This window comes from Paramicrobacterium salitolerans (assembly GCF_051513965.1).
Lineage (GTDB): Bacteria > Actinomycetota > Actinomycetes > Actinomycetales > Microbacteriaceae > Paramicrobacterium.
In genome coordinates this window covers 1,722,638-1,743,290 of record NZ_CP195847.1, presented here as the reverse complement: position 1 = coordinate 1,743,290, position 20,653 = coordinate 1,722,638, and the positions used below count along the sequence as shown (strand labels likewise).

Sequence of the window (20,653 nt, the reverse complement as noted above, 5' to 3'; positions counted from 1 at the left end):
CCGCATGGCTCAGAAGGCAAGGAGAGAGAACAATGGGTGAGAACCCTCGCGCCCGACGCTTGGCTGATCGCATCAAGCAGATCATCGCGACGCGTCTCGATAAAGGACTTCGTGACCCACGGCTCGGATTCGTGACGATCACAGATGTGCGGGTGACGGGCGATCTCCAGCACGCCAGTGTCTTTTTCACCGTTTACGGAACCGATGAGGAACGCGCGGATTCCGCGCTCGCTCTCGAGTCCGCGAAGGGGATGCTTCGCAGCGAAGTCGGTCGGAACATCACGGCACGCATCACGCCGAGTCTCGAGTTCATCGCTGATGCCATTCCGGAGAATGCGCAGCACATCGAGGATCTGCTCCGCGAAGCACGTGAGCGTGACGGGCAGGTTGCAGACCTCGCTTCGAACGCTGCATACGCGGGAGAGGAAGACCCGTATGTTCAGCCGCGTGAACGTGACGACGACGAGGAATCCTGATATCCGAGATGCCCTCGAGGGTTGACCGCTGAGCAGACGCCCCCTTGAATTGATCACAACGATCAAGGAGGCGGTATGTCGCGCTTTCGAGAACATCGCGCCGTTGCCGTGGCCTCTCTCGCCGCGGTTCTCCTGATGGCTGTGTCGGGATGCTCCGCCATCGACTCGGAACCCGCTGATGAGGTTCCGGGGACGACCTCAGAGACGTCAACCCCGTCGGAGCCCATGGAAACTGCGCCTGAGGACACAGGCGAGCGCTGGCAGATCAGCATGGAAGGCATCGGACCGTTCACGGTCGGTATGCGCTACGCCGATGCGCTGACGGCTCCCGGAGCTGATGTCTCGGAGACGTGCACTGGCGTGGCGGGGGCGAGTCCATCCGATGACCAGTGGTCCGAGGACGTCTCACTGTGGGCGGTGGCTTCTCAACAGGACCCGTCGAGCACCGTGACTGAGATCACCGTCTCGGTTCCTGCGGATGCTGCGCCCGAGCACGCCGGGGAGCCCCCGCTGACGGAGGAGGGCATCGGCCTCGGCTCCACGGTCGACGATGTGATGGTCGCATACCCAGACGCGAGGGAGCTTGATGACACGGGTATTCCGGGTCGGAGTCTTTACTACGTGCAGGGGGACAGCGCTGGACTCGTGTTCACCGTCGAACCTGAGCGCGGTGTCATCTGGCAGATCTCAGTGACCACGGGAGACCTGCCCTCCTATGAACCGTGCGCGTGAGTGCAATGCGTCGGAGCGAGCCCGTCACGGCAGAACCAAGCCGTTGTCTTGGACAGCGGCAAGTCCGTCGGCGATCAGAGTGGCAAGAGCGCGCTCACGCTGTTCCTCGTCTGGCCAGAGTCGGAATATCTCGTCACGTGTGACCGGCGCATGCGCCGCTCGCAGCTCGGCCATGATAAGCCCGCGGACATGTCGGTCGCTGCCTTCATAGCGCTTCTGCGGTGTGCGGCGGGGGCCGGTATAGGCGGGGCGCCCCTTGGCCAGCCAGGCACACTCCGGCGCTAACGGGCAGTCGCTGCAACGCGGTGAACGAGCTGTGCAGACCACAGCGCCGAGTTCCATCGCCGCAGCATTGAAGACTCTCGCCTCGTGCTCGTCCGCGGGGAGCAGGGCGGCCATGTCCGCGAGATCGCGTTTCGCGGGAGGTGCGGGTTCTCCGTGGCCGTGGACGGCGCGCGCGATGAGTCGTCTGGTATTCGTGTCTACCACGGGATGTCTGTCACCCCAGACGAAGACCGCGACCGCTCGAGCCGTGTAGTCACCGATGCCGGTCAGCGCGAGAAGAGCGTCAACATCACGGGGCACGGCGCCGCCGTGCTTCTCGACGATCTGCTCAGCGGCTCGGTGCAGCCACAGCGCTCGGCGCGGATACCCCAGGTTGCCCCACACGCGAACTGCGTCTCCGGGAGGAGAACTGGCGAGTGCGGCCGGTGTCGGCCAGCGCTCGAGCCATTCCTCGAGCTTCGGGATGACGCGCGCGACAGGCGTCTGTTGGAGCATGAACTCACTGACCAGAACGCCCCAGGCGCCGAAACCGGGGCGTCGCCAAGGCAGATCGCGGGCATTGTCGCGATACCAGTCGTTCGCGTCGCGAACCAGCGGGGAATCAGACACCATTCCAGCCTAAACGGGTAGGCTCGAAGGCGGCCTGTCCCCGCCCGACGGCCATCATCCATCGCTGTCAAATCCGGTGACGGGAGCGCTGCCATTCTGATCACATTCGTCCTCCAATTGCGTTCGGCGATGTCCGCTTCGTGCAGAGAGAGCCTCTGATGCCCGGACCCAGCGGCCTCATACTGATCGATAAGCCCGGCGGCATCACAAGCCACGGCGTCGTCACGCGAACGCGAAAGCGCGCGGCGACACGGAAGGTCGGTCATGCCGGCACTCTCGACCCGATGGCGACCGGACTGTTGCTGCTCGGGCTCGGCTCGTCAACACGTCTGCTGACATACATGGTCGGACTCGACAAGGAGTACGAGGCGACGATCCGTCTCGGTCAGACCAGCAGCACAGACGACGCGGACGGCGAGGTGTCTCCACCGGCGAGCCGCGCGGCTCTCGACGCTGTCGGAGAGTCTGAGCTGTCAGCGGAGATCGAGCACCTGATCGGGAACATCGAGCAGGTTCCGTCCACTGTGAGCGCGATCAAGGTCGACGGCAAACGCGCGTATGCCCGTGCTCGCGCCGGAGAAGAGGTCGTTCTCAAGCCGCGTTCGGTAACGGTGAGCGCATTCGATGTGCTCGATCTCCGGCGGGAGGAGAGCGTGATCGATGTCGATGTTCGAGTCGAGTGCTCGAGTGGAACCTACATTCGCGCGCTTGCCCGCGACCTCGGCACGGGGCTGAGCGTCGGAGGTCATCTGACGGCGCTTCGACGCACGCGCGTCGGACCTTTCCGCATCGCGGATGCTGTGGAACTTGAGGAGCTCAACGTGGCTGAGCATCTGCTGTCCCCGGTGGATGCCGCGTCGGCACTGTTCCCGACTGTGACACTCGACGAGGATGCCGCGGACGATCTCTCGCACGGGCGGAGGATCGGAACGTCGGGCATACCCGCTGTGACCGGAGCCATCGCAGCTATTGCGCCCGATGGCCGACTCATCGGTCTCATGGAACGCAGGGGAGAGCATATGCGCACTCTCGTGAACTTCCCCGAAGACGAAGGGGGGTCGCGCGGATGATCATTGGATTCACCGTTGCGCAGCTGATCGTCGCTGGCCTCGGAGCGATCGTGTGCATCGTGCTCGGACTGGCCGGGCGAGTGCCAAGTGATCTCACGATGGGTGCCGTCGCGCTGGTAGAGCTGCTGCTCATCGTTCAGCTGGTCATCGCCCTCACCGCGCCGGCCGCGGGAAACCCCGCGACGGGAAGCCTCCTGGAGTTCTACACGTATCTGATCAGCGCAATAATCGTGCCTCCTGCCGCGGCGTTCTGGGCTCTGGTCGACCGCACACGCTGGGCGACGGTCATACTCGGCGCTGGCTGCCTCACAGTGGGAATCATGGTGTACCGGATGCAACAGATCTGGACGGCGTGAGGCGCGGTTAGAATCGAGGGGTCATGACTCCCTCCACCTCATTGCATCCTGCCAGTGCGCCCGCGCGCGAACGCATCACTGGCATCGGCCGCGTTCTTGTGACCATTTACGGAATCCTTGCCCTCGCTGCGACGGGCAGATCATTCGTGCAGATCGTCTCCAAGTTCTCCGAAGCCCCCCTGGCGTACCTGCTGTCTGCACTGTCAGCGGTCGTGTACATCGTAGCGACGGTCGCGCTCGTCAAACGCGGATCTGCCTGGCGCACTGTCGCGTGGGCGACGATCACGTTCGAACTCATCGGCGTGCTCGTGGTCGGCGTGTTGAGCCTCATCGAACCTCAGTGGTTCCCGCACGACACGGTTTGGAGCGTCTTCGGGCGAGGCTACCTGTTCATCCCGCTTGTTCTTCCGATCCTCGGAATGATTTGGCTTCGCTCGCAGAGCAGCACTCGAGGAGACTCATGAAGATCTTCCGGGACCCGGCGGAGATTCCCTCGGACTTCGGTCCGAGTGCCGTGACCATCGGAAAGTTCGACGGTGTGCATGCAGGGCACCGAGCGATCATCCGTCGGCTGATTGCCCTCGCCGAGGAGCGAGACCTCGCCAGCGTCGTGGTCACGTTCGATCGGAACCCGCTCGCTGTGGTTGCACCGCAGGCGTGTCCGGAGCCCGTCATGAGCCTTGAGCAACGTCTCGACAAGCTAGCGGAGACGGGGCTCGATGCCTGCCTTGTGCTCACGTTCGACGCTGAGCGATCAGCTCAGACGGCAGAGAGCTTCTGCGCGGATCTTCTCGCGGACGCACTGAACGCACAGTCGATTCTGGTCGGCGATGACTTCCGCTTCGGTCACAAGGGCCGAGGCGATGCGCGCCTGCTGCGCGAGAAGGGAGCAGACCTCGGCTTTGAGGTCGTCAACATCGACGATGTCGCCCCGCTCGATGGGCGGCGAGCATCGTCCACGTGGGTGAGGGAGCTCCTCGCTGCGGGAGACGTCGAAAACGCGGCCGTCCTTCTCGGACGACCGCATTCCGTGCGAGGAGAGGTCGTACACGGCGCGAAACGCGGAAGAGAGCTCGGCTTCCCCACTGCGAACCTCGAGGAGGGGGCGCAGGGCTTCATTCCTGCCGATGGTGTGTACGCGGGGCGTGTGCGTGTCGACGACCAGTGGCATCCGGCAGCGGTCTCGGTCGGCAATAACCCGACGTTCGACGGCGTGCCGCACAAGCAGGTCGAGGCGTATCTCCTCGATATGGACGTCGACCTCTACGGTGCGGTCGTCGATGTGGAGTTCGTCGCACGAATCAGAGGAATGGTGGCTTTCTCCGGCATCCAGCCTCTCATCGCACAGATGGGTGAGGACGTCGCCGCAGCGAGGAAGCTCCTGAACTGAGTCAAGCGAATCCCGGAGCGGGAGCTCCCGGCGGCAGAGGAGCGACGATTCTCACCGGACGTGTCCGTGGATCAGTTGAGCGTCTGCCCGCGAGGTAGAGGATCACACTCTCGGCCGTCCCGATGATCTCATCTCCACCAGTGCCGATGGACCAGCCATCATCGGATGCCGTGAGCACTCGGTGCCTGAGGACGGTGCGGGTTCCTCGTGATGCTGTCTTGCTCGCCAGTCGCGCAACGGAGTACGTGATCTCCGGAGCGAACGCGAGCCTCACCCCCAGCGGATGAGCCGCATCGAAGCCGTGCACCACGGTCTCGACGAGCGTCTGGCTGACGGCGCGCTGGTCGCCGGTGGCGAAGCGACGCGAAAGGAGCGTCAGATCGTCGAGAAGCTCTGCCGAGCTGTGCTCCGCCGCGTACCGGATCGCGATGTCGGCAAAAGAGCGATGGGGGTTGATGTGATGCCCTCCAACAGACGCTCGCGCGAGATCCTCCACGATGACGCGTGGGGAGCTGGAGATACGCCACACGAGGTGTGAGACGACTTCCTTCACGCTCCACGCATCGCAGAGAGAGGGTGCGGCCCATTCTTTCTCCGAGGCGCGGGCGAGACCGTCTCGCACGACGGCGAGTGCCGCGCCGACTCGGGCTCCCGTGTCTGTGAGCGTCATGCCCCCAGCGTAAGCTGAATCGGTGACAGGTGAGCGGAGAAAACTCTGGGCCGGCCGATCACTCGCGCTGATCGGCATCGCGCTCGTCGCTGTGAACCTGCGAACCGCCGTCGCAGCGCTGTCTCCGATCTACGACGTTGTAGACGCCGACCTCCACGGAGGTGCGTTCGGTCTCGGCATCCTCGGCATGCTCCCGCCGCTCTGCTTTGCGCTCTTCGGAATTCTGACACCGTCCCTCTCGCGCCGCTTCGGGCTCGAAAAGCTTCTGGTCGGTGCTCTCCTGATCATGGTGCTCGGGCACGTTCTCCGCGGTCTGGCGGGCTCGTTTGCGGTGCTGCTCCTCGGCAGCATCCTGTGCTTCGCCGCGATCGGCGCGGGCAACGTGGTTCTTCCGCCCCTTGTGAAGAAGTACTTCACCGACCGAATCGGGCAGATCACGGCTGCCTATGCCACGGTCATGTCGATCTCGACCTTCGTGCCGCCCCTGGTGGCGGTGCCGCTCGCCGAACGGGTCTCATGGCAGTTCTCTCTCGCCATCTGGGCGCTGTTCGCGATCGGAAGTGTGGTTCCGTGGCTGTTCGTGATCAGACGTGGAGCGCGCCAGCGTCGTCTCGACCCGGCGATCGCACAGCCGAGCGAGGCACCCGTGCGTTCAGTTGTCCGCTCGAGGACGGCGTGGGCGATCACGATCGTCTTCGCGGCATCGTCGTCGGTCGCTTACACCTGCTTCGCGTGGCTGCCGCAGACCCTGCAGGACATCTCTGGTGTGTCTCCCGCGACGGGCGGAGTGCTTCTGAGCCTGTTCGGCTTCATGGGACTGCCCGCCGCACTGGTCATGCCGGTGCTGGCGGCGCGCTCCCGTCGACCGGCGCTGCTGGCCTGGGCTGGTGCTCTGTGCATTCTTGTCGGGGTCGGGGGTCTTCTCGCGGCGCCCACGGCTGCGTGGCTCTGGGTCGCGGTTCTGGGATCGGGCCCCCTTCTCTTCCCGCTTGCTCTCACGCTCATCAATCTCCGGTCTCGGTCGCACCAGACCGCGATTGCGGCGAGCGGCTTCGTGCAGGGCGTCGGCTACACCGTGGCCGCGCTCTTCCCGCTGCTCTTCGGAGTGCTGCATCAGGCGACAGGCGGCTGGACGCTTCCGCTCGCGGTTCTCGGCACGATCTCGATCCCGGTCTTCTGGGCCGGGCGTGTGCTGGGAGAGAAGCGCTTCATCGACGCGGCATCCTGACATCGAACGTGCAGTTTCGCGGCCCCGTCTGCTCATATGAGCAGAATCGGCAACGAGCGTTGATCTGAGCAATTCGCGCGGGCTAGCCTTGCCATGAGAGGAGGCCGCATGCCGCGCGACGACATAGCCGAGGACGAACTCCTTTCGATCCGCGCCGCTGAGCTGTACTACGACGAAGACAAGACGCAGGACGAAGTAGGGGCGATACTCGGCCTCACACGGTGGAAGGTCGGACGTCTGCTCGCGTCAGCCCGCGAGAAGGGCTTCATCCGCATCGAGATCGTGCATCCGCGCGCTCGAAAGCTCTCGCTCGAGCGTCAGCTGCGTGAGCGGCACGGGCTTCAGGATGCCGTGGTGGTGCCGAGCTCCGGGGCACGCGATGATCGAGAGCTGCGCGAACGCGTCGCTCAAGCGGCGGCAGACTATCTCGCAGCGCTTCGCCCGGTGCCGCGCACCCTCGGGATCAGCTGGGGCCGGACACTCCACGACGTGGCGGCTACTCTCAATGAGAATTGGGCGGTCGGCGTGAACGTTGTGCAGGTCAACGGAGGCGTGAGCGTCAACCAGCGTGCCGGTACGGCTGCCGCCACCGCTGTTGAGATCGCGCGCAAGGCCTCGGGGGAGGCGACCCTTCTGCCCAGCCCGGCGATTCTGGAGCGGATCGAGACGAAGCAGAGCATCGAGCGCGACCGCACAGTGGCGGGTGTGTTGGATGCCGCGGCAGATGCCGTCGCCTACCTCTTCAGTGCCGGACCCGCTGACCACAGCTCGGCGCATATTCAGAGCGGATACCTCACGAACGTCGATATGGATGAGCTGGTGAGACGGGGCGCCGTCGGCGACGTATGGGGGCGCTATATCAACGCGGAGGGCATGATCGTCGATCCAGCCCTCGATGACCGGACACTCGGCCTGGGGCTCGATGCGCTCAGAGATGCGGCGACGTCGATTCTCGTGGTCGCGGGGAAGGCGAAGCACCCCGTGACGAGAGCGATCGTGACCGGGGGTCTCTGCACGACGCTCGTCACGGATGAAGCGACGGCACTCGATGTGCTCGGGAGCGACAATGACAGCACGGACGACAAGGACAATCATGAGTGAGACATCGGCGATCGCGCCGCGCGCGCAGGCGCTGAAGATGTTCGACGGACCGGTGACGGATGAGAGCCTCCGACGATTTCTCGAGGGCATCCCCGGGGTGGATGCAGTTGGCCTTGAGCAGCGTGCCGCCGCCCTCGGTACTCGCTCCATCAAGACCACCTCGAAGGCGTGGGCGATCGACACGATCATCTCGATGATCGATCTCACGACGCTGGAAGGCGCCGATACTCCGGGCAAGGTGCGCTCGCTCGTCGGCAAGGCGCTCACCCCCGATCCCTCAGACGCCTCCTGTCCTCGCCCGGCGGCGGTATGCGTCTACGGCGACATGGTCGGAACCGTCATCGATGCGCTCGGTTCTGCGCACGGGGAGATCTCCGTCGCAGCTGTCGCGACCGCGTTCCCCTCGGGACGGGCGACGCTGAGCGTGAAGCTCGCGGACACAGCGGAGGCCGTGGCTGCGGGAGCCGACGAGATCGACATGGTGATCGACCGCGGAGCCTTCCTGAGCGGCCGCTACCGACAGGTGTTCGATGAGATCGTCTCGGTCAAGCGCGCGTGCCTTCGGGAAGATGGCAGCGCGGCGCACCTCAAGGTCATCCTGGAGACGGGCGAGCTCACCACATATGACAACGTCCGTCGTGCCTCGTGGCTAGCCATCCTCGCCGGAGCGGACTTCATCAAGACGTCGACCGGAAAGGTCTCTCCCGCGGCGACGCTGCCCGTGACGCTCCTGATGCTCGAGGTCGTACGCGATTGGCACCGCCTCACAGGGGAGAAGATCGGAGTGAAGCCCGCCGGCGGCATCCGGACGTCGAAGGATGCCATCAAGTTCCTCGTGACCGTTGCGGAAACGTGCGGCGAGGAATGGCTTAGCCCGGAGCTGTTCCGGTTCGGAGCATCCAGTCTCTTGAACGACATGCTGCTGCAGCGGCAGAAGCTGCGCACAGGCCACTACTCCGGCCCCGACTACGTGACCATCGACTGACCCCGGAAAGCGAGAACACCATGAGCTTCCTCGAATACGCGCCGGCGCCCGAGTCGACGGCAATCCTGAATCTGAAGGACGAATACGGACTGTTCATCGACGGCGAATTCGTCGCCGGCAGCGGTACGCCGTTCGCAACAGTCTCACCGGCTGACGAATCCACGATCGCGACGGTGCAGACGGCGGATGAGTCGGACGTTGACCGCGCCGTGGTGGTGGCCAGGAAAGCCTACGACACGGTCTGGTCACGGATGTCGGGCGCGGATCGCGGCAAGTATCTGTTCCGCATCGCGCGGCTCGTCCAAGAGCGCTCGCGTGAGCTCGCCGTCGCCGAGAGCCTCGACAACGGCAAGCCCATCAAGGAGAGCCGCGACGTCGACGTTCCGCTCGTGGCCGCGTGGTTCTTCTATTACGCCGGCTGGGCCGACAAACTCGACTACGCCGGGATGGGGCCCTCGCCCCGGGCACTCGGCGTCGCAGGCCAGGTCATTCCGTGGAACTTCCCCCTGCTCATGCTGGCGTGGAAGATCGCGCCCGCGCTCGCTGCGGGAAACACGGTCGTGCTGAAGCCGGCGGAGACGACGCCTCTGACTGCTCTGATCTTCGCGGAGATCGTGCAGCAGGCCGGACTGCCGAACGGAGTGGTGAACATCATCACCGGCGCCGGTGCCACGGGGCAGTCGCTCGTGCGGCATCCCGACATCGCCAAGGTCGCTTTCACCGGTTCCACTGCTGTGGGGCGCGAGATCGCGAAGTCCGTTGCCGGAACGTCGAAGAAGCTCACGCTCGAGCTTGGCGGAAAGGCCGCGAACATTGTCTTCGACGACGCACCCATCGATCAGGCGATCGAGGGGATCGTCAACGGAATATTCTTCAATCAGGGCCACGTCTGCTGCGCGGGCTCGCGGCTGCTCGTGCAGGAGAGCATTCATGACGAGGTGATCGAGAGGCTGAAGGACCGCCTCTCGACGTTGCGCCTCGGCGATCCGCTCGATAAGAACACCGATATCGGTGCGATCAACTCAGCTGAGCAGCTGAAGCGGATTCGAGAGCTGACCGACGTGGGAGAACGCGAGGGGGCGACACGCTGGAGCGCGCCGTGCGAGCTGCCGAGCTCCGGCTACTGGTTTGCGCCGACGATCTTCACCGGAGTCTCGACATCGCACCGCATCGCTCGTGAGGAGATCTTCGGCCCGGTGCTTTCTGTGCTGACATTCCGGACGCCCGCTGAGGCCGTCGCGAAGGCGAACAACACGCCGTATGGGCTGTCGGCGGGCATCTGGACCGATAAGGGCAGTCGGATGCTCGCAGTGGCGGACAAACTTCGCGCAGGCGTGATCTGGGCGAACACGTTCAATCGTTTCGACCCGTCGAGCCCGTTCGGAGGGTACAAAGAGTCGGGTTACGGGCGCGAAGGAGGTCGTCACGGCCTCGGCGCCTATCTGCAACCCGGAGCCGGAGCCGCTCCGGAGGTCACCGCCGCGCGCTCCTCGGCGTCTCAGCGCTCACGTACGAAGGGAAACCGAAAATGAGCAGACTCGCAGTGCCCAAGACCTACAAGCTGTTCATCGGCGGGAAGTTTCCACGCTCGGAGTCGGGGAGGACTGTCGAGATCCGCTCGGCGAAGGGGGAGTTCCTTGCGAACGCGGCTCACGCCTCGCGCAAAGATGCACGAGACGCAGTGAAGGCGGCGCGCTCAGCCGTCGCCGGCTGGGCGGGGGCGACAGCCTACAACCGTGGGCAGGTTCTCTACCGCATCGCCGAGATGCTCGAGGGGCGTCGGGCGCAGTTCATCGACGAGATCCGGGCCTCGGAGAACGCGTCACGACAGCAGGCGGAGAAGCAGGTCGATGAGTCGATCGATCGATGGGTGTGGTACGCCGGGTGGGCGGATAAGTACGCGCAGGTGGCGGGCAATGCGAACCCGGTGGCCGGTCCATTCTTCAACCTCTCCGTGCCCGAGCCCACCGGAGTCGTCGCTACGATCGCGCCGCAGGACAGCTCTCTGCTCGGCCTCGTCAGCGTCGTCGCCCCGGCACTCGTGACGGGAAACACCGTCGTGGTGGTCGCGAGTGAGAGATTCCCGCTTTCCGCGATCAGCCTCGCCGAGGTGCTCGCAACGAGTGACGTGCCGGCAGGGACGGTGAACATCCTCACCGGATCGCCCGCGGAGATCGCCCCGTGGCTCGCTCAGCACGCGGATGTGAATGCCCTGGACCTCACGGGGGCTGGGGAATTGGAATGGGTGGACCTTCAGATTTCGGCTGCGGACACGCTGAAGCGAGTGCTTCAACCGGAGCCGGGAACCGACGCGGTGTGGCCGAGCCTTGACCGCATCACGGCGTTCACCGAGACGAAGACCGTGTGGCACACCAAGAGCATGATCTGACGCCCAAAGACCCGCACGCTTCCTGCGACCCGCCCGTCCACGACGGGCGGGTCGTTTCGCGTGTGGAGGGTCAGAGGTGCATAATGTTGAGGGTCAGCGCGTTGCCATGCGCAGACACGCCCGTCAACGCTCGTTCGACGTGTCGTAGAATGGCCATGCGCTTGCTGAGCGCGTCTTCCCCACGGAAGGCCGCCGCCGTCCCGCTCTCTCGCGTGGCACGCATTGCTCGACGCCGGCAACTCGCCGGCATTTGGACTGCTCAGGAGGAGCATGCCGCACAACGGTCAGCGCCGTTCTTCTGGTCGTGGGTCGTCACGTACGTCCGCACGGCACGACGACGCCCCCATCATCCCGATCCTCGCGCGAAAGGTTCGCGAGGTCGAGGCCAAGGCTCAGAAGGGCAAAGTCGGCCCGACGAACCGCACGAAGTTCCAGGTCATCGCCTTCCTGGTGCGCGAGGAACGCGCTCGAGTCAAGACGGACGAAAGCCTGAGTGACTCGGCACGAGCCGAGCTGCTGAAGAGACTCGACGGCGTCGCGACCATCCTCGCGAAGACCGCTGCGCGTGACACCTCGCTGATCAGCCTGCTCGAGGTCGACCAAGCGACGAGCCCGGTCGCTCAGAGAATGCGCCGAGACTGGCTGATCGAATCGGGGAAAGAACTCTCGGCTGACGAGCTCATCATCACCGTGGAGAAGCCGGTCGTCGAGCCCACTGTTCCCGCCGAGCTCGCCGAGAAGCAGGTGCTGCCTCAGTCGGTGAAGTCGCGCCTGATGGCGAGCCCGTTTCTCGCACCGGACTTCAGTCGAGCGCAGACGAGGGACACTCCTCGACGGCGCCTCGATGGGTGGGAGCTTATGGGGCCGCTCTACAAAGCGTTCGAAACAGGGGCGGGCGGGGGCTCGGCGACGATGCCGCTTCCGGATGTGCCTCGTGTCGATCGTCTCGCCCCTGCGGGTCTGGAGATCATGAAGCACCAGGCTCAGTTCGTCGAGAGCGTCCGGGACGGGCACCGCACGTTCCTCCTCGCCGATGAACCGGGGCTGGGCAAGACAGCGCAGTCCGTGCTTGCCGCATCGGTCGCGGGAGCATATCCGCTTTTGGCGGTCGTGCCGAACGTGGTCAAGATGAACTGGGCCCGCGAGGTCGAACGTTGGACGCCTCAGCGACGCGTCACGGTGATCCAGGGTGACGGTCGTGATGTGGATGCTTTCTCAGATGTGTTCGTCGTCAACTACGCGGTGCTGGACCGTCACCTCTCGTGGCTCGGCCAGCTCGGCTTCCGCGGGATGGTCGTTGATGAGGCTCACTTCATCAAGAATCTCCAGTCGCAGCGATCGCAGCACGTGCTCTCGCTTGCGAACCGGATTCGTGCGAAGGCGCCGGGCGGGAATCCTCTGCTCATGGCGCTGACCGGGACGCCGCTCATCAACGACGTTGAGGACTTCAACTCCATCTGGCAGTTCCTCGGCTGGGTGAAGGACGGTAAGCCGACCGCCGCTCTCATGGAGAAGCTGGACGCGACGGGACTCACTCCCGCTGACGTCGGCTTCTATCGGGAAGCCCGGGAGGCGGTCATCAGCATGGGAATCGTGCGTCGTCGCAAGATCGATGTGGCGAAGGACCTCCCGTCGAAGCGCGTGGCAGATCTGCCCGTCGAGCTCGACGATGAAGCCGGTCGCTCGATTCGTGCCGCCGAGCGTGAACTCGCTGAGCGCCTTCTCGCGCGCTATCGGCGCATCATCACCGCGAGGGGAGATGCTCCGTCCACGGTCGATGAGGATGTCATGCGTCTCGTCGCGCAGTCCGAACTGGACGAGGCCAAGGCCGCGCGTGGAACCGAGAACGTCTTCACGATGGTTCGCCGAATCGGGCAGGCTAAGGCACAGCTCGCCTCTGACTACGCGGCACAGCTCGCACGCTCGGTAGGCAAGGTGGTGTTCTTCGCGAAGCACATCGATGTCATGGATGCCGCTGAGCAGGCTTTCGAGCAGCACGGGCTCTCGACGGTGTCGCTCCGTGGCGACCAGACGGCCGCTGCTCGGCAGCAGGCCGTGGATGCGTTCAACTCGGATCCGAACGTCAGCATTGCCGTCTGCTCGCTCACCGCGGCGGGTGTCGGCGTGAATCTGCAGGCTGCATCGAACGTCGTTCTCGGCGAGCTCTCATGGACGGCGGCCGAGCAGACCCAGGCGATCGATCGGGTCCACCGCATCGGGCAGGAGGAGCCGGTCACCGCATGGCGCATCATCGCGGCGCACACGCTCGACACAAAGATCGCCGAGCTGATCGACTCCAAGCAGGGTCTCGCGGCTCGTGCCCTGGACGGCGAGGGCGAGGACACTCAGCCGCAGGACTCCGTACAGCTCACAGCGCTGGTGCACCTGCTTCGCGAGGCGTTGGGCGCCTGATGGCTCGGTCGACAGAGCGCTACCCGAACCCGAAGTTCACGCGACCGGCGCTCGCGCCGGGCCTGCTCGCGGGGATCGCGCTGATGGCGGGTGCGGCGCTCATGACCTCGGAGTGGTACATCCTGATCAGGTTCGCGGTCGCGATTCTGAGCGCCATCATGGCGGTCTTCGCCATTCAGGCGAAGAAGTACCTGTGGCTGATCCTTCTGGTTCCTGTCGTCGTGGCGTGGAACCCAGTCGTGCCGCTGCCGATCGGTGGCCCAGGGTGGGCTGCCGCACACGTCTTCGTGCCGATTGGCCTCGTGCTTGCGGGCATCTTCATCAAAGTTCCCGCGCGCGAGGACGACACGAGGCGTTAGGAAGCGGCGCGGTCGAGTGCGGCCTTGACGTCGGCGAGAGACGGATTCGTCGCTGCGCTGCCATCGGGGTACAGCACCGTCGGCACCGTCTGATTGCCGCCGTTGAGGCTCTCGACAATCTCCGCGGTTCCCTCGACGTTCTCGATGTTGATCTCCGTGTAGGGGATGCCCGTGCTCTCAAGCTGCGACTTCAGGCGCTTACAGTAACCGCACCAGGACGTGCTGAACATCGTGATCGAACCGGCTTCTGGTGTGTAGTCCATGCTTCCAGCCTAGCTACGTCGTGCCCGAACGCGGGCAGATGCCGGTCAGCGGAACAATTGCGCCGCGTCTGCCCGACGTGATCCCGATCCGGGCTATAGTTGCACTCGGTTTACTAACAAGTGTGGGTAGGTGGGGATGCTGCGACCGAGTCCAGCGGCAGTGCTGGAGAGCGTCACGGTTTGCTTCGGAGCGACGACCGCGCTGAGCGACGTCGACCTCGCTGTGCAGCGGGGAGAGATCCTCGGTGTGATCGGGGAGTCCGGTGCCGGAAAGTCGACGCTGCTTGGACTGCTCGACGCAGTGTCGGCCCCGACGGAGGGGCGCGTCGTGATCGACGGGATCGATCCGCAGGAGCTCAAGGCTCGTCAACGCCGGCAGCTGCGGCGTCGCATCGGCATGGTCTTTCAGAACTTCAACCTGCTCGCCAACCGGACGGTCCGCCAGAACGTGGCACTTCCCCTCACGCTGCAGCGGCGAAAGGACCCGAAGCTCGTCGACGAGCTTCTCGACTATGTGGGACTGAGCGACTTCGCCGAACGGTATCCGGCACAGCTGTCCGGCGGGCAGAAGCAGCGTGTCGCCATAGCCCGCTCGCTCGTCACCCGGCCCGCACTGCTGCTCTGCGATGAGCCCACGAGCGCGCTCGACACCCGCACGACGACGGGGATTCTCGATCTGCTGGAACGGACGCGCGCTGACTTCGCGACGACAGTGGTGCTCGTGACACACGAACTCGACGCGGTGCGCGCCATCTGCGATCGGGCTGCCGTACTTGAGGGTGGTGTTCTGCAGAGTATCCTTCCCGTCGCCCGCGCCGCTCGGAAGGATGGCCACGCGAGCTACCTCGATCACGCGAGACAGGTGCTCAGCGCATGACGGAGCTCCTTCAGTCGCTCGCCGATAATGCAGACGCCATCGGCATCGCCCTGGCCGAGACCGGGTACATGCTCGCGTTCTCGCTCGCTGCGGCAGTGCTGTTCGGCCTGCCGCTCGGGGTCCTGATCTTTCTCACACGACCCGGAGGCATCAGGGAGAACCGGGGTATCTGGACGGTCGTCAACCTGTACGTCACCATCGTGCGGTCCTTCCCCTTCCTCCTCTTCGTGGTGTTCCTCATACCCCTCACGCGACTGCTGTTCGGCACGACGTTCGGCACGGGCGCCGCGACGTTTCCTCTGTGCTTCGTCGGAGTCGCCCTGTTCGCGCGGCTCGTAGAGCAGATTCTGCTCGAGGTGCCCCCGGGCATCCTCCATGCGGCACGCTCGATGGGCGCGAACGCTGCTCAGACTGTCGTTCACTTCCTCCTGGTCGAGGCGCGCTCGGGCATCGTGTATGCGCTCACGTCTGCGGCGATCAGTCTGATCTCCTACTCGACCGTGCTCGGAATCGTCGGTGGGGGCGGGCTCGGAGACTTCGCGCTTCGCTATGGCTACCAGGAATACGACTATGTGCTCATGTACTCCACGATCGTCATCGTGATCATCTGCGTGCAGCTGCTGCAGATGCTCGGCGAGAAGACATCCGCCGTGCTCGACAAGCGCTGACCCGACTCAATAGAAGGAAAGACCCATGAAACTGCGCTCTATCGCCGCGTGTGCCGCGGCATCCCTCGTTCTTCTCGCCACGGGCTGCAGCGCGTCAAGCGCTGACGGAGCTGACGACGTCGTCACGATCAAAGTGGCCGCGACGGTGACGCCGATGTCGGATGCCGTCGAAGCGGCCGCCGAGGTGATCGAAGACGGCTACCGTGTCGAACTCGTCCCCGTCTCCGACTACGTACAGCCGAACGTGCTGCTGCAGAACCGTGAGATCGACGCGAATCTCGTACAGTTCCCGCCGTTCATGGAGGAGTTCAACGACAAGAACGGCGCAGACCTCGTCGCCGTGCAGCCGGTCTACAAGACGGTCGTCGCGTTCTATTCCAAGACGCTCGGCTCCCTTGAGGAACTCGAGGACGGCGCGAGCGTGGTGATCCCCAACGATAAGGCGAACGCCGGGCGGGCACTGCAAATGCTGGCCGACGAAGGACTCATCACCCTGGACTCCGAGGCCGAGCGCTTCAACGCGAAGGTCGACGACATCACCGAGAATCCTCGCGATCTGGCGATCACCCAGGTGGATCTTCTACAGCTGAACACCGCCTACGACGAGGCCGACGCCGTGTTCAACCTGCCGTCCTTCGCCCGTCAACTGGGCCTCACACCGGAAGACGACGGGCTCGCGGTGGAGCAGGATGAGCAGTTCGAGGTGACGCTCGCTGCTGTGCCTGAGAATGCCGACTCGCCCGAGATCAAGGCTCTCGTCGCCGCTCTCACGAGCGACCACGTCCGCGACACACTGACAGATCTCGGCGTTCCGCCCGCGTTCTGAGTTCAGCGCCTGCGGAACACGATCGTCGCGTTGTGACCGCCGAAGCCGAAGGAGTTGGACATCGCGATCTCGATTTTGGAGTCACGTGGTTCGGTGACGATGTTGAGGTCTGGAAAATCCGAGTGATCGAGGTTGAGCGTCGGCGGGATGACCCCATCGCGCATGCTCAGCACTGTGAAAGCGGCCTCGAGCGCTCCGGTCGCTCCGAGGAGATGCCCCGTTGTCGACTTCGTCGCCGAGAGCGGGAGGGATGCCGCGTGGGACCCGAACAGCCGCTGCACGGCGGCCGCTTCGGCGGCGTCCCCCTGGGGCGTGCCGGTGGCGTGCGCGCTCAGAAAGTCGACAGCGTCGACGGAGACAGCGGCGTCGGCGAGGGCGAGTCGCATGGCCTCGGCTGCGCCGGAGCCGTCGGGTCGCGGAGCAGTGGGGTGGTGGGCATCCGAGGTTGTCCCGTATCCCGCGAGCTCCGCGAACCCCGTGGCTCCTCGGCGGCGCGCGTGCTCCTCAGATTCGACGAGCAGTGCGGCTGCACCCGCGGACATCACGAAGCCAGAGCGATCGCGATCAAAGGGTCTGCTCGCCGACTGCGGCGCCTCCGCATATCCGGGGGCGAGTGCGCCGAGTGTGGAGTTGACGGCGAGGTTCACACGGTTGAGACAGTCGTCGGCCGCGACGACGAGCACGGCGTCCGCATAGCCATGACGAATCATGCGAAGAGCGTCGCCGAGTGCGACTGTTCCGCTCGCGCATGTCGCAGCTGTTCCGACTGAAGCGCCGCGTGCGTCATACTTCTGGCTCAGGTACGCGGCCGCGGCGTCGGGGCCACCGTAGACGACGACGCCGGGCGGTACGCGACGCGGGCCGTCGGCATCCAACCGACGCGTGGCCTCGTGAGTGAGAGATACGGCACCGGATCCGGTCGCCACCGTGATCGCAAATCGATACGGATCGGCAATCTCGACATCGCACATGGCTTCGTCTGCCGCGGCGATCGCATAGAGCGCGTGCCGATCGAGGCGGCGGGCGTCGGAGCGGGGGACATGCTCAAGCGGCGCGAAGCCTCGCACCTCGCCGCCGACCGCGACCGTCATGTCAGAGACGTCGACATCGCGGAGCAGCCCGATTCCGCTGCGCCCGGCGACGACGGCATCCCAGTTCTCGGCCATCGTGAGACCGCAGGGAGTGACCGCTCCGAGTGCGGTGACGACAGCGCGTGTTCCGACAGTCACAGACGCTCCGCCTGTCCGGCATCCACGAGGTCGACAACCTCGACGCGACGGACCTTCCCACCCGCTGTGCGTGGAAGTCGATCCGCGCGGTAGTAGCGGTGCGGCACAAACTGAGGTGCGAGCTTCTGGCGGAGCTCATGCTGGATCGCGGACTTTGCGGGAACCTCGTCACCCTCGATGACAGCGGCGATGACGGAGCCGAGTGCGGCATCGGCGAGTGCGATCGCGCAGCAGACCTCGCAGCCAGGCACTGTCGAGAGAGCGCGCTCGACCTGCGGGAGGGAGACCTTGTGGCCGCCCGACACGGCTATGTCGCCCGCGCGCCCCGCGAGCACGATTCGCCCATCGTTCAGCGACGCCTGATCGTTCACGGTGGACCAGCCATCGTTCCCGGTGATGCGCTCAGTGCTCGTTGACGAGACATAGCCGCCGACGGCGGACTCGACCCGGATGAAGAGCGTTCCGATCTCCCCGTCCGGCAGGGGAGAGCCGTCGTCGCCTCGAACCTGAGCCTCGACCCCGTCGAACGGCGTGAGCAGGGTCCCGTCGCCCGAGTCGCTGTAGCCGATGAAGCCGATCTCTGATGCCCCGTAGTAGCTGCGAAGCTTTGACCGCGGCACGGCTGCCTCGAACTCGTCGCGAATCTGCTGGCTCTGGTTCGCTCCTCCCGTGATGACCGTGGTCAGCGAATCAAGCGGAAGATTGCGGCGTCGAGCCGCTCGCACGACGGCGACGAGCATCGACGGTACGCCGACGAAACGCTGGACGGATTCGCGTGCGATGGTGTCCGCTGCCGCGATTGCATCGAACCCCGACTGCACGTAGAGGGACCCCGCGGTGGCGATGACCTCGACAAGCGCGTAGAGCGTGAGACTGTACGACACGGGACCGGGAGCGATCGTGGCGAGGCCTTCGTCGGCGCCGAGCGAGCGTCTGCTCACCTCGACGTTGTGATCCCAGCTCGCTCGCGAGCGAAGGAAGCCCTTCGGCATGTCCGTTGTGCCCGAGGTGAACAGGAGGAGGAAGAGTTCGTCGCGGGGTCGGACCTCGGGTCCCGCGGAAGGTGGTGCCGACGCTGCGCGCGTGTCGAACGCGGCGCGGGAGGTGACGATCCCGCTCCAGCTGTCGAGGGCCCGCAGCGACTCTTCGAAGGAAGCGTCGTCAGTGATCACGAGGGCAGGATCCACGCGGCGAATCGTCTCACTGCGGTGGGCCTCGGGCCACAGCGGGTCGAGAACCGCGACGATCACGCGGAAGCCGTTCAGACCGCACACGAAGCGCGCGACATCGACGGCGCGTGACATCGAGATGGCGACGATCGGTATGCCGCCGGTCTCGTCTGCAGTGTGACCGCGGGCGACGGCATCCTGACCGCCCAGAATGTCTTCAACGCCGCTGCGGATCAACGTGCATGCCGCGTGAAGCTCCCGATAGCTGTAGGTCTCGCCATCACCGGAGAGTGCGACACGGTCAGGGTCAGACGCGGATGTCTCGAGAATTGCGCGCGTGAAGGGCATGTTCCGAGCCTAACGGCCCTCATCACGGTCACCGATGAGCACGCCACCCATGATGCGCGCTATTCTCTGTGTGAGGCAACGGCGCTGACACATTCCCTTCCCCCGACAACAGAGGAACGAGACTATTTCATGAGAATCGGCGTACTCACCAGCGGCGGCGACTGTCCGGGACTGAACGCAGTCATCCGGGGTGCCGTGCTCAAGGGCACGAAGATCCACAACCAGGAGTTCATCGGGATCCGTGACGGGTGGAAGGGCGTCGTCGACGGCCTGACGATGCCGCTGGATCGACACAGTGTGCGAGGACTCAGCAAACAGGGCGGCACGATCCTCGGGACAAGCCGCACGAACCCGTTCGAGGGCCCGCATGGCGGTCCTGAGAACATCCAGGCGACGCTGGACCGAATCGGAGTGGACGCGCTCATCGCCATCGGGGGAGAAGGCACCCTCGCGGCGGCGAAGCGCCTGACCGACGCCGGCCTCAAGATCGTCGGCGTTCCGAAGACGATCGACAACGACCTTGACGCGACCGACTATTCGTTCGGCTTCGACACGGCAGTGGAGATCGCGACAGAGGCGATCGACCGTCTGCGCACGACGGGAGAGTCGCACAAGCGCTGCATGGTGGTCGAGGTCATGGGCCGTCACGTCGGCTGGATCGCTCTGCACGCGGGAATGGCGGCGGGCGCACACGCCATCCTCGTTCCTGAGCAGCCCCAGTCGATGGATCAGATCGTGGCCTGGGTCCAGAGCGTCGCCGATCGGGGCCGCGCGCCCGTCGTCGTGGTCTCTGAGGGCTTCACGCTCGACACCATGGAGGCTCCGCACTCCGAGAAGGGGCTCGACGCCTTCAACCGTCCGCGTCTGGGAGGCATCGCCGACGTGCTCGCGCCAGAGATCGAAGCACGCACGGGAATCGAATCGCGTGCGACCGTGCTCGGTCACCTGCAGAGGGGCGGCGTGCCAAGTGCGTACGACCGAGTCCTCGCCACACGACTGGGCATGGCCGCCATCGACTCGGTCATGAACGGCGAATGGGGCACGATGCTCGCGCTGCGCGGCACCGACATCGAAAATGTCTCGTTCAGCGAGGCCGTCGGCGGGCTCAAGACGGTTCCGGAGCACCGCTACGAGGAGGCAGCTGTTCTCTTCGGCTGATCGCAGTGCCTAATCAAGGCGGGGCCCGAACCGTGATCGGTTCGGGCCCCGCC

The 20,653-nt window shown here is 64.9% G+C and carries 22 protein-coding genes; 17 read left to right on the top strand and 5 right to left on the bottom strand.

Going from position 1 to position 20,653, the window contains the following annotated elements; all coding sequences use genetic code 11:
* Window positions 1-32: 32 nt before the first annotated feature.
* A complete protein-coding gene (rbfA, locus tag ACSAGD_RS08335) occupies window positions 33-476 on the top strand; it encodes a 30S ribosome-binding factor RbfA (protein WP_437582261.1) in 444 nt (147 codons plus the stop codon).
* Window positions 477-551: 75 nt separating this feature from the next.
* Window positions 552-1,208, top strand: a complete 657-nt coding sequence (locus ACSAGD_RS08330) for a hypothetical protein (protein WP_437582260.1) — start codon at window positions 552-554, stop codon at window positions 1,206-1,208.
* Between the two features lie 24 nt (window positions 1,209-1,232).
* On the opposite strand, the gene ACSAGD_RS08325 is transcribed toward ACSAGD_RS08330, so the two are convergent.
* A complete protein-coding gene (locus tag ACSAGD_RS08325) occupies window positions 1,233-2,105 on the bottom strand; it encodes an A/G-specific adenine glycosylase (RefSeq protein WP_437582259.1) in 873 nt (290 codons plus the stop codon).
* A 155-nt stretch (window positions 2,106-2,260) separates the two neighbouring features.
* On the opposite strand from ACSAGD_RS08325, the gene truB reads away from it, so the two are divergent.
* From truB to ACSAGD_RS08305, 4 genes are read left to right on the top strand one after another with little or no spacing between them, the layout of a single operon-like run.
* Window positions 2,261-3,172: a tRNA pseudouridine(55) synthase TruB gene (truB, locus tag ACSAGD_RS08320; RefSeq protein WP_437582258.1), complete on the top strand. Its 912-nt coding sequence runs from the start codon at window positions 2,261-2,263 to the stop codon at window positions 3,170-3,172.
* Window positions 3,169-3,528 carry a hypothetical protein gene (locus tag ACSAGD_RS08315; protein ID WP_437582257.1) on the top strand — a complete coding sequence of 120 codons (360 nt, stop codon included), beginning with the start codon at window positions 3,169-3,171 and terminating at the stop codon, window positions 3,526-3,528. Before truB ends, ACSAGD_RS08315 begins: the two co-directional genes overlap by 4 nt.
* A 23-nt stretch (window positions 3,529-3,551) precedes the next feature.
* On the top strand, window positions 3,552-3,992 hold the full coding sequence (locus ACSAGD_RS08310) for a hypothetical protein (protein WP_437582256.1): 441 nt from the start codon (window positions 3,552-3,554) through the stop codon (window positions 3,990-3,992).
* Window positions 3,989-4,918 (top strand): bifunctional riboflavin kinase/FAD synthetase, encoded by a 930-nt coding sequence (locus tag ACSAGD_RS08305; protein ID WP_437582255.1) that lies wholly within the window; start codon window positions 3,989-3,991, stop codon window positions 4,916-4,918. Before ACSAGD_RS08310 ends, ACSAGD_RS08305 begins: the two co-directional genes overlap by 4 nt.
* A gap of 1 nt (window position 4,919) precedes the next feature.
* Here the strand turns inward: ACSAGD_RS08305 and ACSAGD_RS08300 are convergent, their stop codons facing one another.
* Window positions 4,920-5,588, bottom strand: a complete 669-nt coding sequence (locus ACSAGD_RS08300; RefSeq protein ID WP_437582254.1) for a maleylpyruvate isomerase family mycothiol-dependent enzyme — start codon at window positions 5,586-5,588, stop codon at window positions 4,920-4,922.
* A 22-nt stretch (window positions 5,589-5,610) separates the two neighbouring features.
* Between ACSAGD_RS08300 and ACSAGD_RS08295 the strand changes: the two genes are divergently transcribed.
* The 7 genes from ACSAGD_RS08295 to ACSAGD_RS08265 all read left to right on the top strand — a co-directional run bounded on the left by ACSAGD_RS08295 (window position 5,611) and on the right by ACSAGD_RS08265 (window position 14,062).
* On the top strand, window positions 5,611-6,816 hold the full coding sequence (locus tag ACSAGD_RS08295) for an MFS transporter (RefSeq protein WP_437582253.1): 1,206 nt from the start codon (window positions 5,611-5,613) through the stop codon (window positions 6,814-6,816).
* A 108-nt stretch (window positions 6,817-6,924) separates the two neighbouring features.
* On the top strand, window positions 6,925-7,917 hold the full coding sequence (locus tag ACSAGD_RS08290) for a sugar-binding transcriptional regulator (protein ID WP_437582252.1): 993 nt from the start codon (window positions 6,925-6,927) through the stop codon (window positions 7,915-7,917).
* A complete protein-coding gene (gene deoC / locus ACSAGD_RS08285) occupies window positions 7,883-8,902 on the top strand; it encodes a deoxyribose-phosphate aldolase (protein ID WP_437582251.1) in 1,020 nt (339 codons plus the stop codon). Before ACSAGD_RS08290 ends, deoC begins: the two co-directional genes overlap by 35 nt.
* Window positions 8,903-8,922: 20 nt before the next feature.
* Window positions 8,923-10,434, top strand: a complete 1,512-nt coding sequence (locus tag ACSAGD_RS08280) for an aldehyde dehydrogenase family protein (RefSeq protein ID WP_437582250.1) — start codon at window positions 8,923-8,925, stop codon at window positions 10,432-10,434.
* Window positions 10,431-11,291, top strand: coding sequence for an aldehyde dehydrogenase family protein (locus ACSAGD_RS08275; RefSeq protein ID WP_437582249.1), 861 nt, complete (start codon window positions 10,431-10,433; stop codon window positions 11,289-11,291). The genes ACSAGD_RS08280 and ACSAGD_RS08275 overlap by 4 nt, the downstream gene beginning before the upstream one ends.
* A gap of 270 nt (window positions 11,292-11,561) precedes the next feature.
* Window positions 11,562-13,703, top strand: coding sequence for a DEAD/DEAH box helicase (locus ACSAGD_RS08270; RefSeq protein ID WP_437582248.1), 2,142 nt, complete (start codon window positions 11,562-11,564; stop codon window positions 13,701-13,703).
* Window positions 13,703-14,062 carry a DUF6804 family protein gene (locus tag ACSAGD_RS08265; RefSeq protein WP_437582247.1) on the top strand — a complete coding sequence of 120 codons (360 nt, stop codon included), beginning with the start codon at window positions 13,703-13,705 and terminating at the stop codon, window positions 14,060-14,062. The genes ACSAGD_RS08270 and ACSAGD_RS08265 overlap by 1 nt, the downstream gene beginning before the upstream one ends.
* On the opposite strand, the gene ACSAGD_RS08260 is transcribed toward ACSAGD_RS08265, so the two are convergent.
* Complete coding sequence (locus tag ACSAGD_RS08260) at window positions 14,059-14,325, bottom strand: mycoredoxin (protein WP_437582246.1); 267 nt, start codon at window positions 14,323-14,325, stop codon at window positions 14,059-14,061. The genes ACSAGD_RS08265 and ACSAGD_RS08260 overlap by 4 nt on opposite strands.
* A 136-nt stretch (window positions 14,326-14,461) precedes the next feature.
* Here ACSAGD_RS08260 and ACSAGD_RS08255 point away from each other — a divergent pair, with 136 nt between their 5' ends.
* Genes ACSAGD_RS08255 through ACSAGD_RS08245 form a run of 3 tightly spaced genes read left to right on the top strand, consistent with a single transcriptional unit; the run spans window position 14,462 to window position 16,696 of the window.
* Complete coding sequence (locus ACSAGD_RS08255) at window positions 14,462-15,202, top strand: methionine ABC transporter ATP-binding protein (RefSeq protein WP_437582245.1); 741 nt, start codon at window positions 14,462-14,464, stop codon at window positions 15,200-15,202.
* A complete protein-coding gene (locus ACSAGD_RS08250; RefSeq protein ID WP_437582244.1) occupies window positions 15,199-15,870 on the top strand; it encodes a methionine ABC transporter permease in 672 nt (223 codons plus the stop codon). Before ACSAGD_RS08255 ends, ACSAGD_RS08250 begins: the two co-directional genes overlap by 4 nt.
* 25 nt (window positions 15,871-15,895) lie before the next feature.
* Window positions 15,896-16,696 carry a MetQ/NlpA family ABC transporter substrate-binding protein gene (locus tag ACSAGD_RS08245; protein WP_437582243.1) on the top strand — a complete coding sequence of 267 codons (801 nt, stop codon included), beginning with the start codon at window positions 15,896-15,898 and terminating at the stop codon, window positions 16,694-16,696.
* Window positions 16,697-16,698: 2 nt separating this feature from the next.
* Here the strand turns inward: ACSAGD_RS08245 and ACSAGD_RS08240 are convergent, their stop codons facing one another.
* Both ACSAGD_RS08240 and ACSAGD_RS08235 read right to left on the bottom strand, forming a co-directional pair.
* The gene (locus tag ACSAGD_RS08240; protein ID WP_437582242.1) at window positions 16,699-17,925 is read right to left on the bottom strand and encodes a beta-ketoacyl-[acyl-carrier-protein] synthase family protein; all 1,227 of its coding nucleotides are present in this window, start codon (window positions 17,923-17,925) and stop codon (window positions 16,699-16,701) included.
* Window positions 17,922-19,442, bottom strand: a complete 1,521-nt coding sequence (locus ACSAGD_RS08235) for an AMP-binding protein (protein WP_437582241.1) — start codon at window positions 19,440-19,442, stop codon at window positions 17,922-17,924. Before ACSAGD_RS08235 ends, ACSAGD_RS08240 begins: the two co-directional genes overlap by 4 nt.
* Before the next feature lie 129 nt (window positions 19,443-19,571).
* Between ACSAGD_RS08235 and ACSAGD_RS08230 the strand changes: the two genes are divergently transcribed.
* Window positions 19,572-20,600 carry a 6-phosphofructokinase gene (locus ACSAGD_RS08230; protein WP_437582239.1) on the top strand — a complete coding sequence of 343 codons (1,029 nt, stop codon included), beginning with the start codon at window positions 19,572-19,574 and terminating at the stop codon, window positions 20,598-20,600.
* Window positions 20,601-20,653: the final 53 nt, after the last annotated feature.

Coding starts and splice junctions, on each gene's coding strand:
- ACSAGD_RS08255 (WP_437582245.1), top strand. CDS start 14,462: ATGCTGCGACCGAGTCCAGCGGCAGTGCTGGAGAGCGTCACGGTTTGC.
- ACSAGD_RS08265 (WP_437582247.1), top strand. CDS start 13,703: ATGGCTCGGTCGACAGAGCGCTACCCGAACCCGAAGTTCACGCGACCG.
- ACSAGD_RS08235 (WP_437582241.1), bottom strand. CDS start 19,442: ATGCCCTTCACGCGCGCAATTCTCGAGACATCCGCGTCTGACCCTGAC.
- ACSAGD_RS08300 (WP_437582254.1), bottom strand. CDS start 5,588: ATGACGCTCACAGACACGGGAGCCCGAGTCGGCGCGGCACTCGCCGTC.
- ACSAGD_RS08325 (WP_437582259.1), bottom strand. CDS start 2,105: ATGGTGTCTGATTCCCCGCTGGTTCGCGACGCGAACGACTGGTATCGC.
- ACSAGD_RS08230 (WP_437582239.1), top strand. CDS start 19,572: ATGAGAATCGGCGTACTCACCAGCGGCGGCGACTGTCCGGGACTGAAC.
- ACSAGD_RS08280 (WP_437582250.1), top strand. CDS start 8,923: ATGAGCTTCCTCGAATACGCGCCGGCGCCCGAGTCGACGGCAATCCTG.
- ACSAGD_RS08250 (WP_437582244.1), top strand. CDS start 15,199: ATGACGGAGCTCCTTCAGTCGCTCGCCGATAATGCAGACGCCATCGGC.
- ACSAGD_RS08305 (WP_437582255.1), top strand. CDS start 3,989: ATGAAGATCTTCCGGGACCCGGCGGAGATTCCCTCGGACTTCGGTCCG.
- ACSAGD_RS08275 (WP_437582249.1), top strand. CDS start 10,431: ATGAGCAGACTCGCAGTGCCCAAGACCTACAAGCTGTTCATCGGCGGG.
- truB (WP_437582258.1), top strand. CDS start 2,261: ATGCCCGGACCCAGCGGCCTCATACTGATCGATAAGCCCGGCGGCATC.
- deoC (WP_437582251.1), top strand. CDS start 7,883: ATGACAGCACGGACGACAAGGACAATCATGAGTGAGACATCGGCGATC.
- ACSAGD_RS08290 (WP_437582252.1), top strand. CDS start 6,925: ATGCCGCGCGACGACATAGCCGAGGACGAACTCCTTTCGATCCGCGCC.
- ACSAGD_RS08315 (WP_437582257.1), top strand. CDS start 3,169: ATGATCATTGGATTCACCGTTGCGCAGCTGATCGTCGCTGGCCTCGGA.
- ACSAGD_RS08260 (WP_437582246.1), bottom strand. CDS start 14,325: ATGGACTACACACCAGAAGCCGGTTCGATCACGATGTTCAGCACGTCC.
- rbfA (WP_437582261.1), top strand. CDS start 33: ATGGGTGAGAACCCTCGCGCCCGACGCTTGGCTGATCGCATCAAGCAG.
- ACSAGD_RS08330 (WP_437582260.1), top strand. CDS start 552: ATGTCGCGCTTTCGAGAACATCGCGCCGTTGCCGTGGCCTCTCTCGCC.
- ACSAGD_RS08310 (WP_437582256.1), top strand. CDS start 3,552: ATGACTCCCTCCACCTCATTGCATCCTGCCAGTGCGCCCGCGCGCGAA.
- ACSAGD_RS08270 (WP_437582248.1), top strand. CDS start 11,562: ATGCCGCACAACGGTCAGCGCCGTTCTTCTGGTCGTGGGTCGTCACGT.
- ACSAGD_RS08245 (WP_437582243.1), top strand. CDS start 15,896: ATGAAACTGCGCTCTATCGCCGCGTGTGCCGCGGCATCCCTCGTTCTT.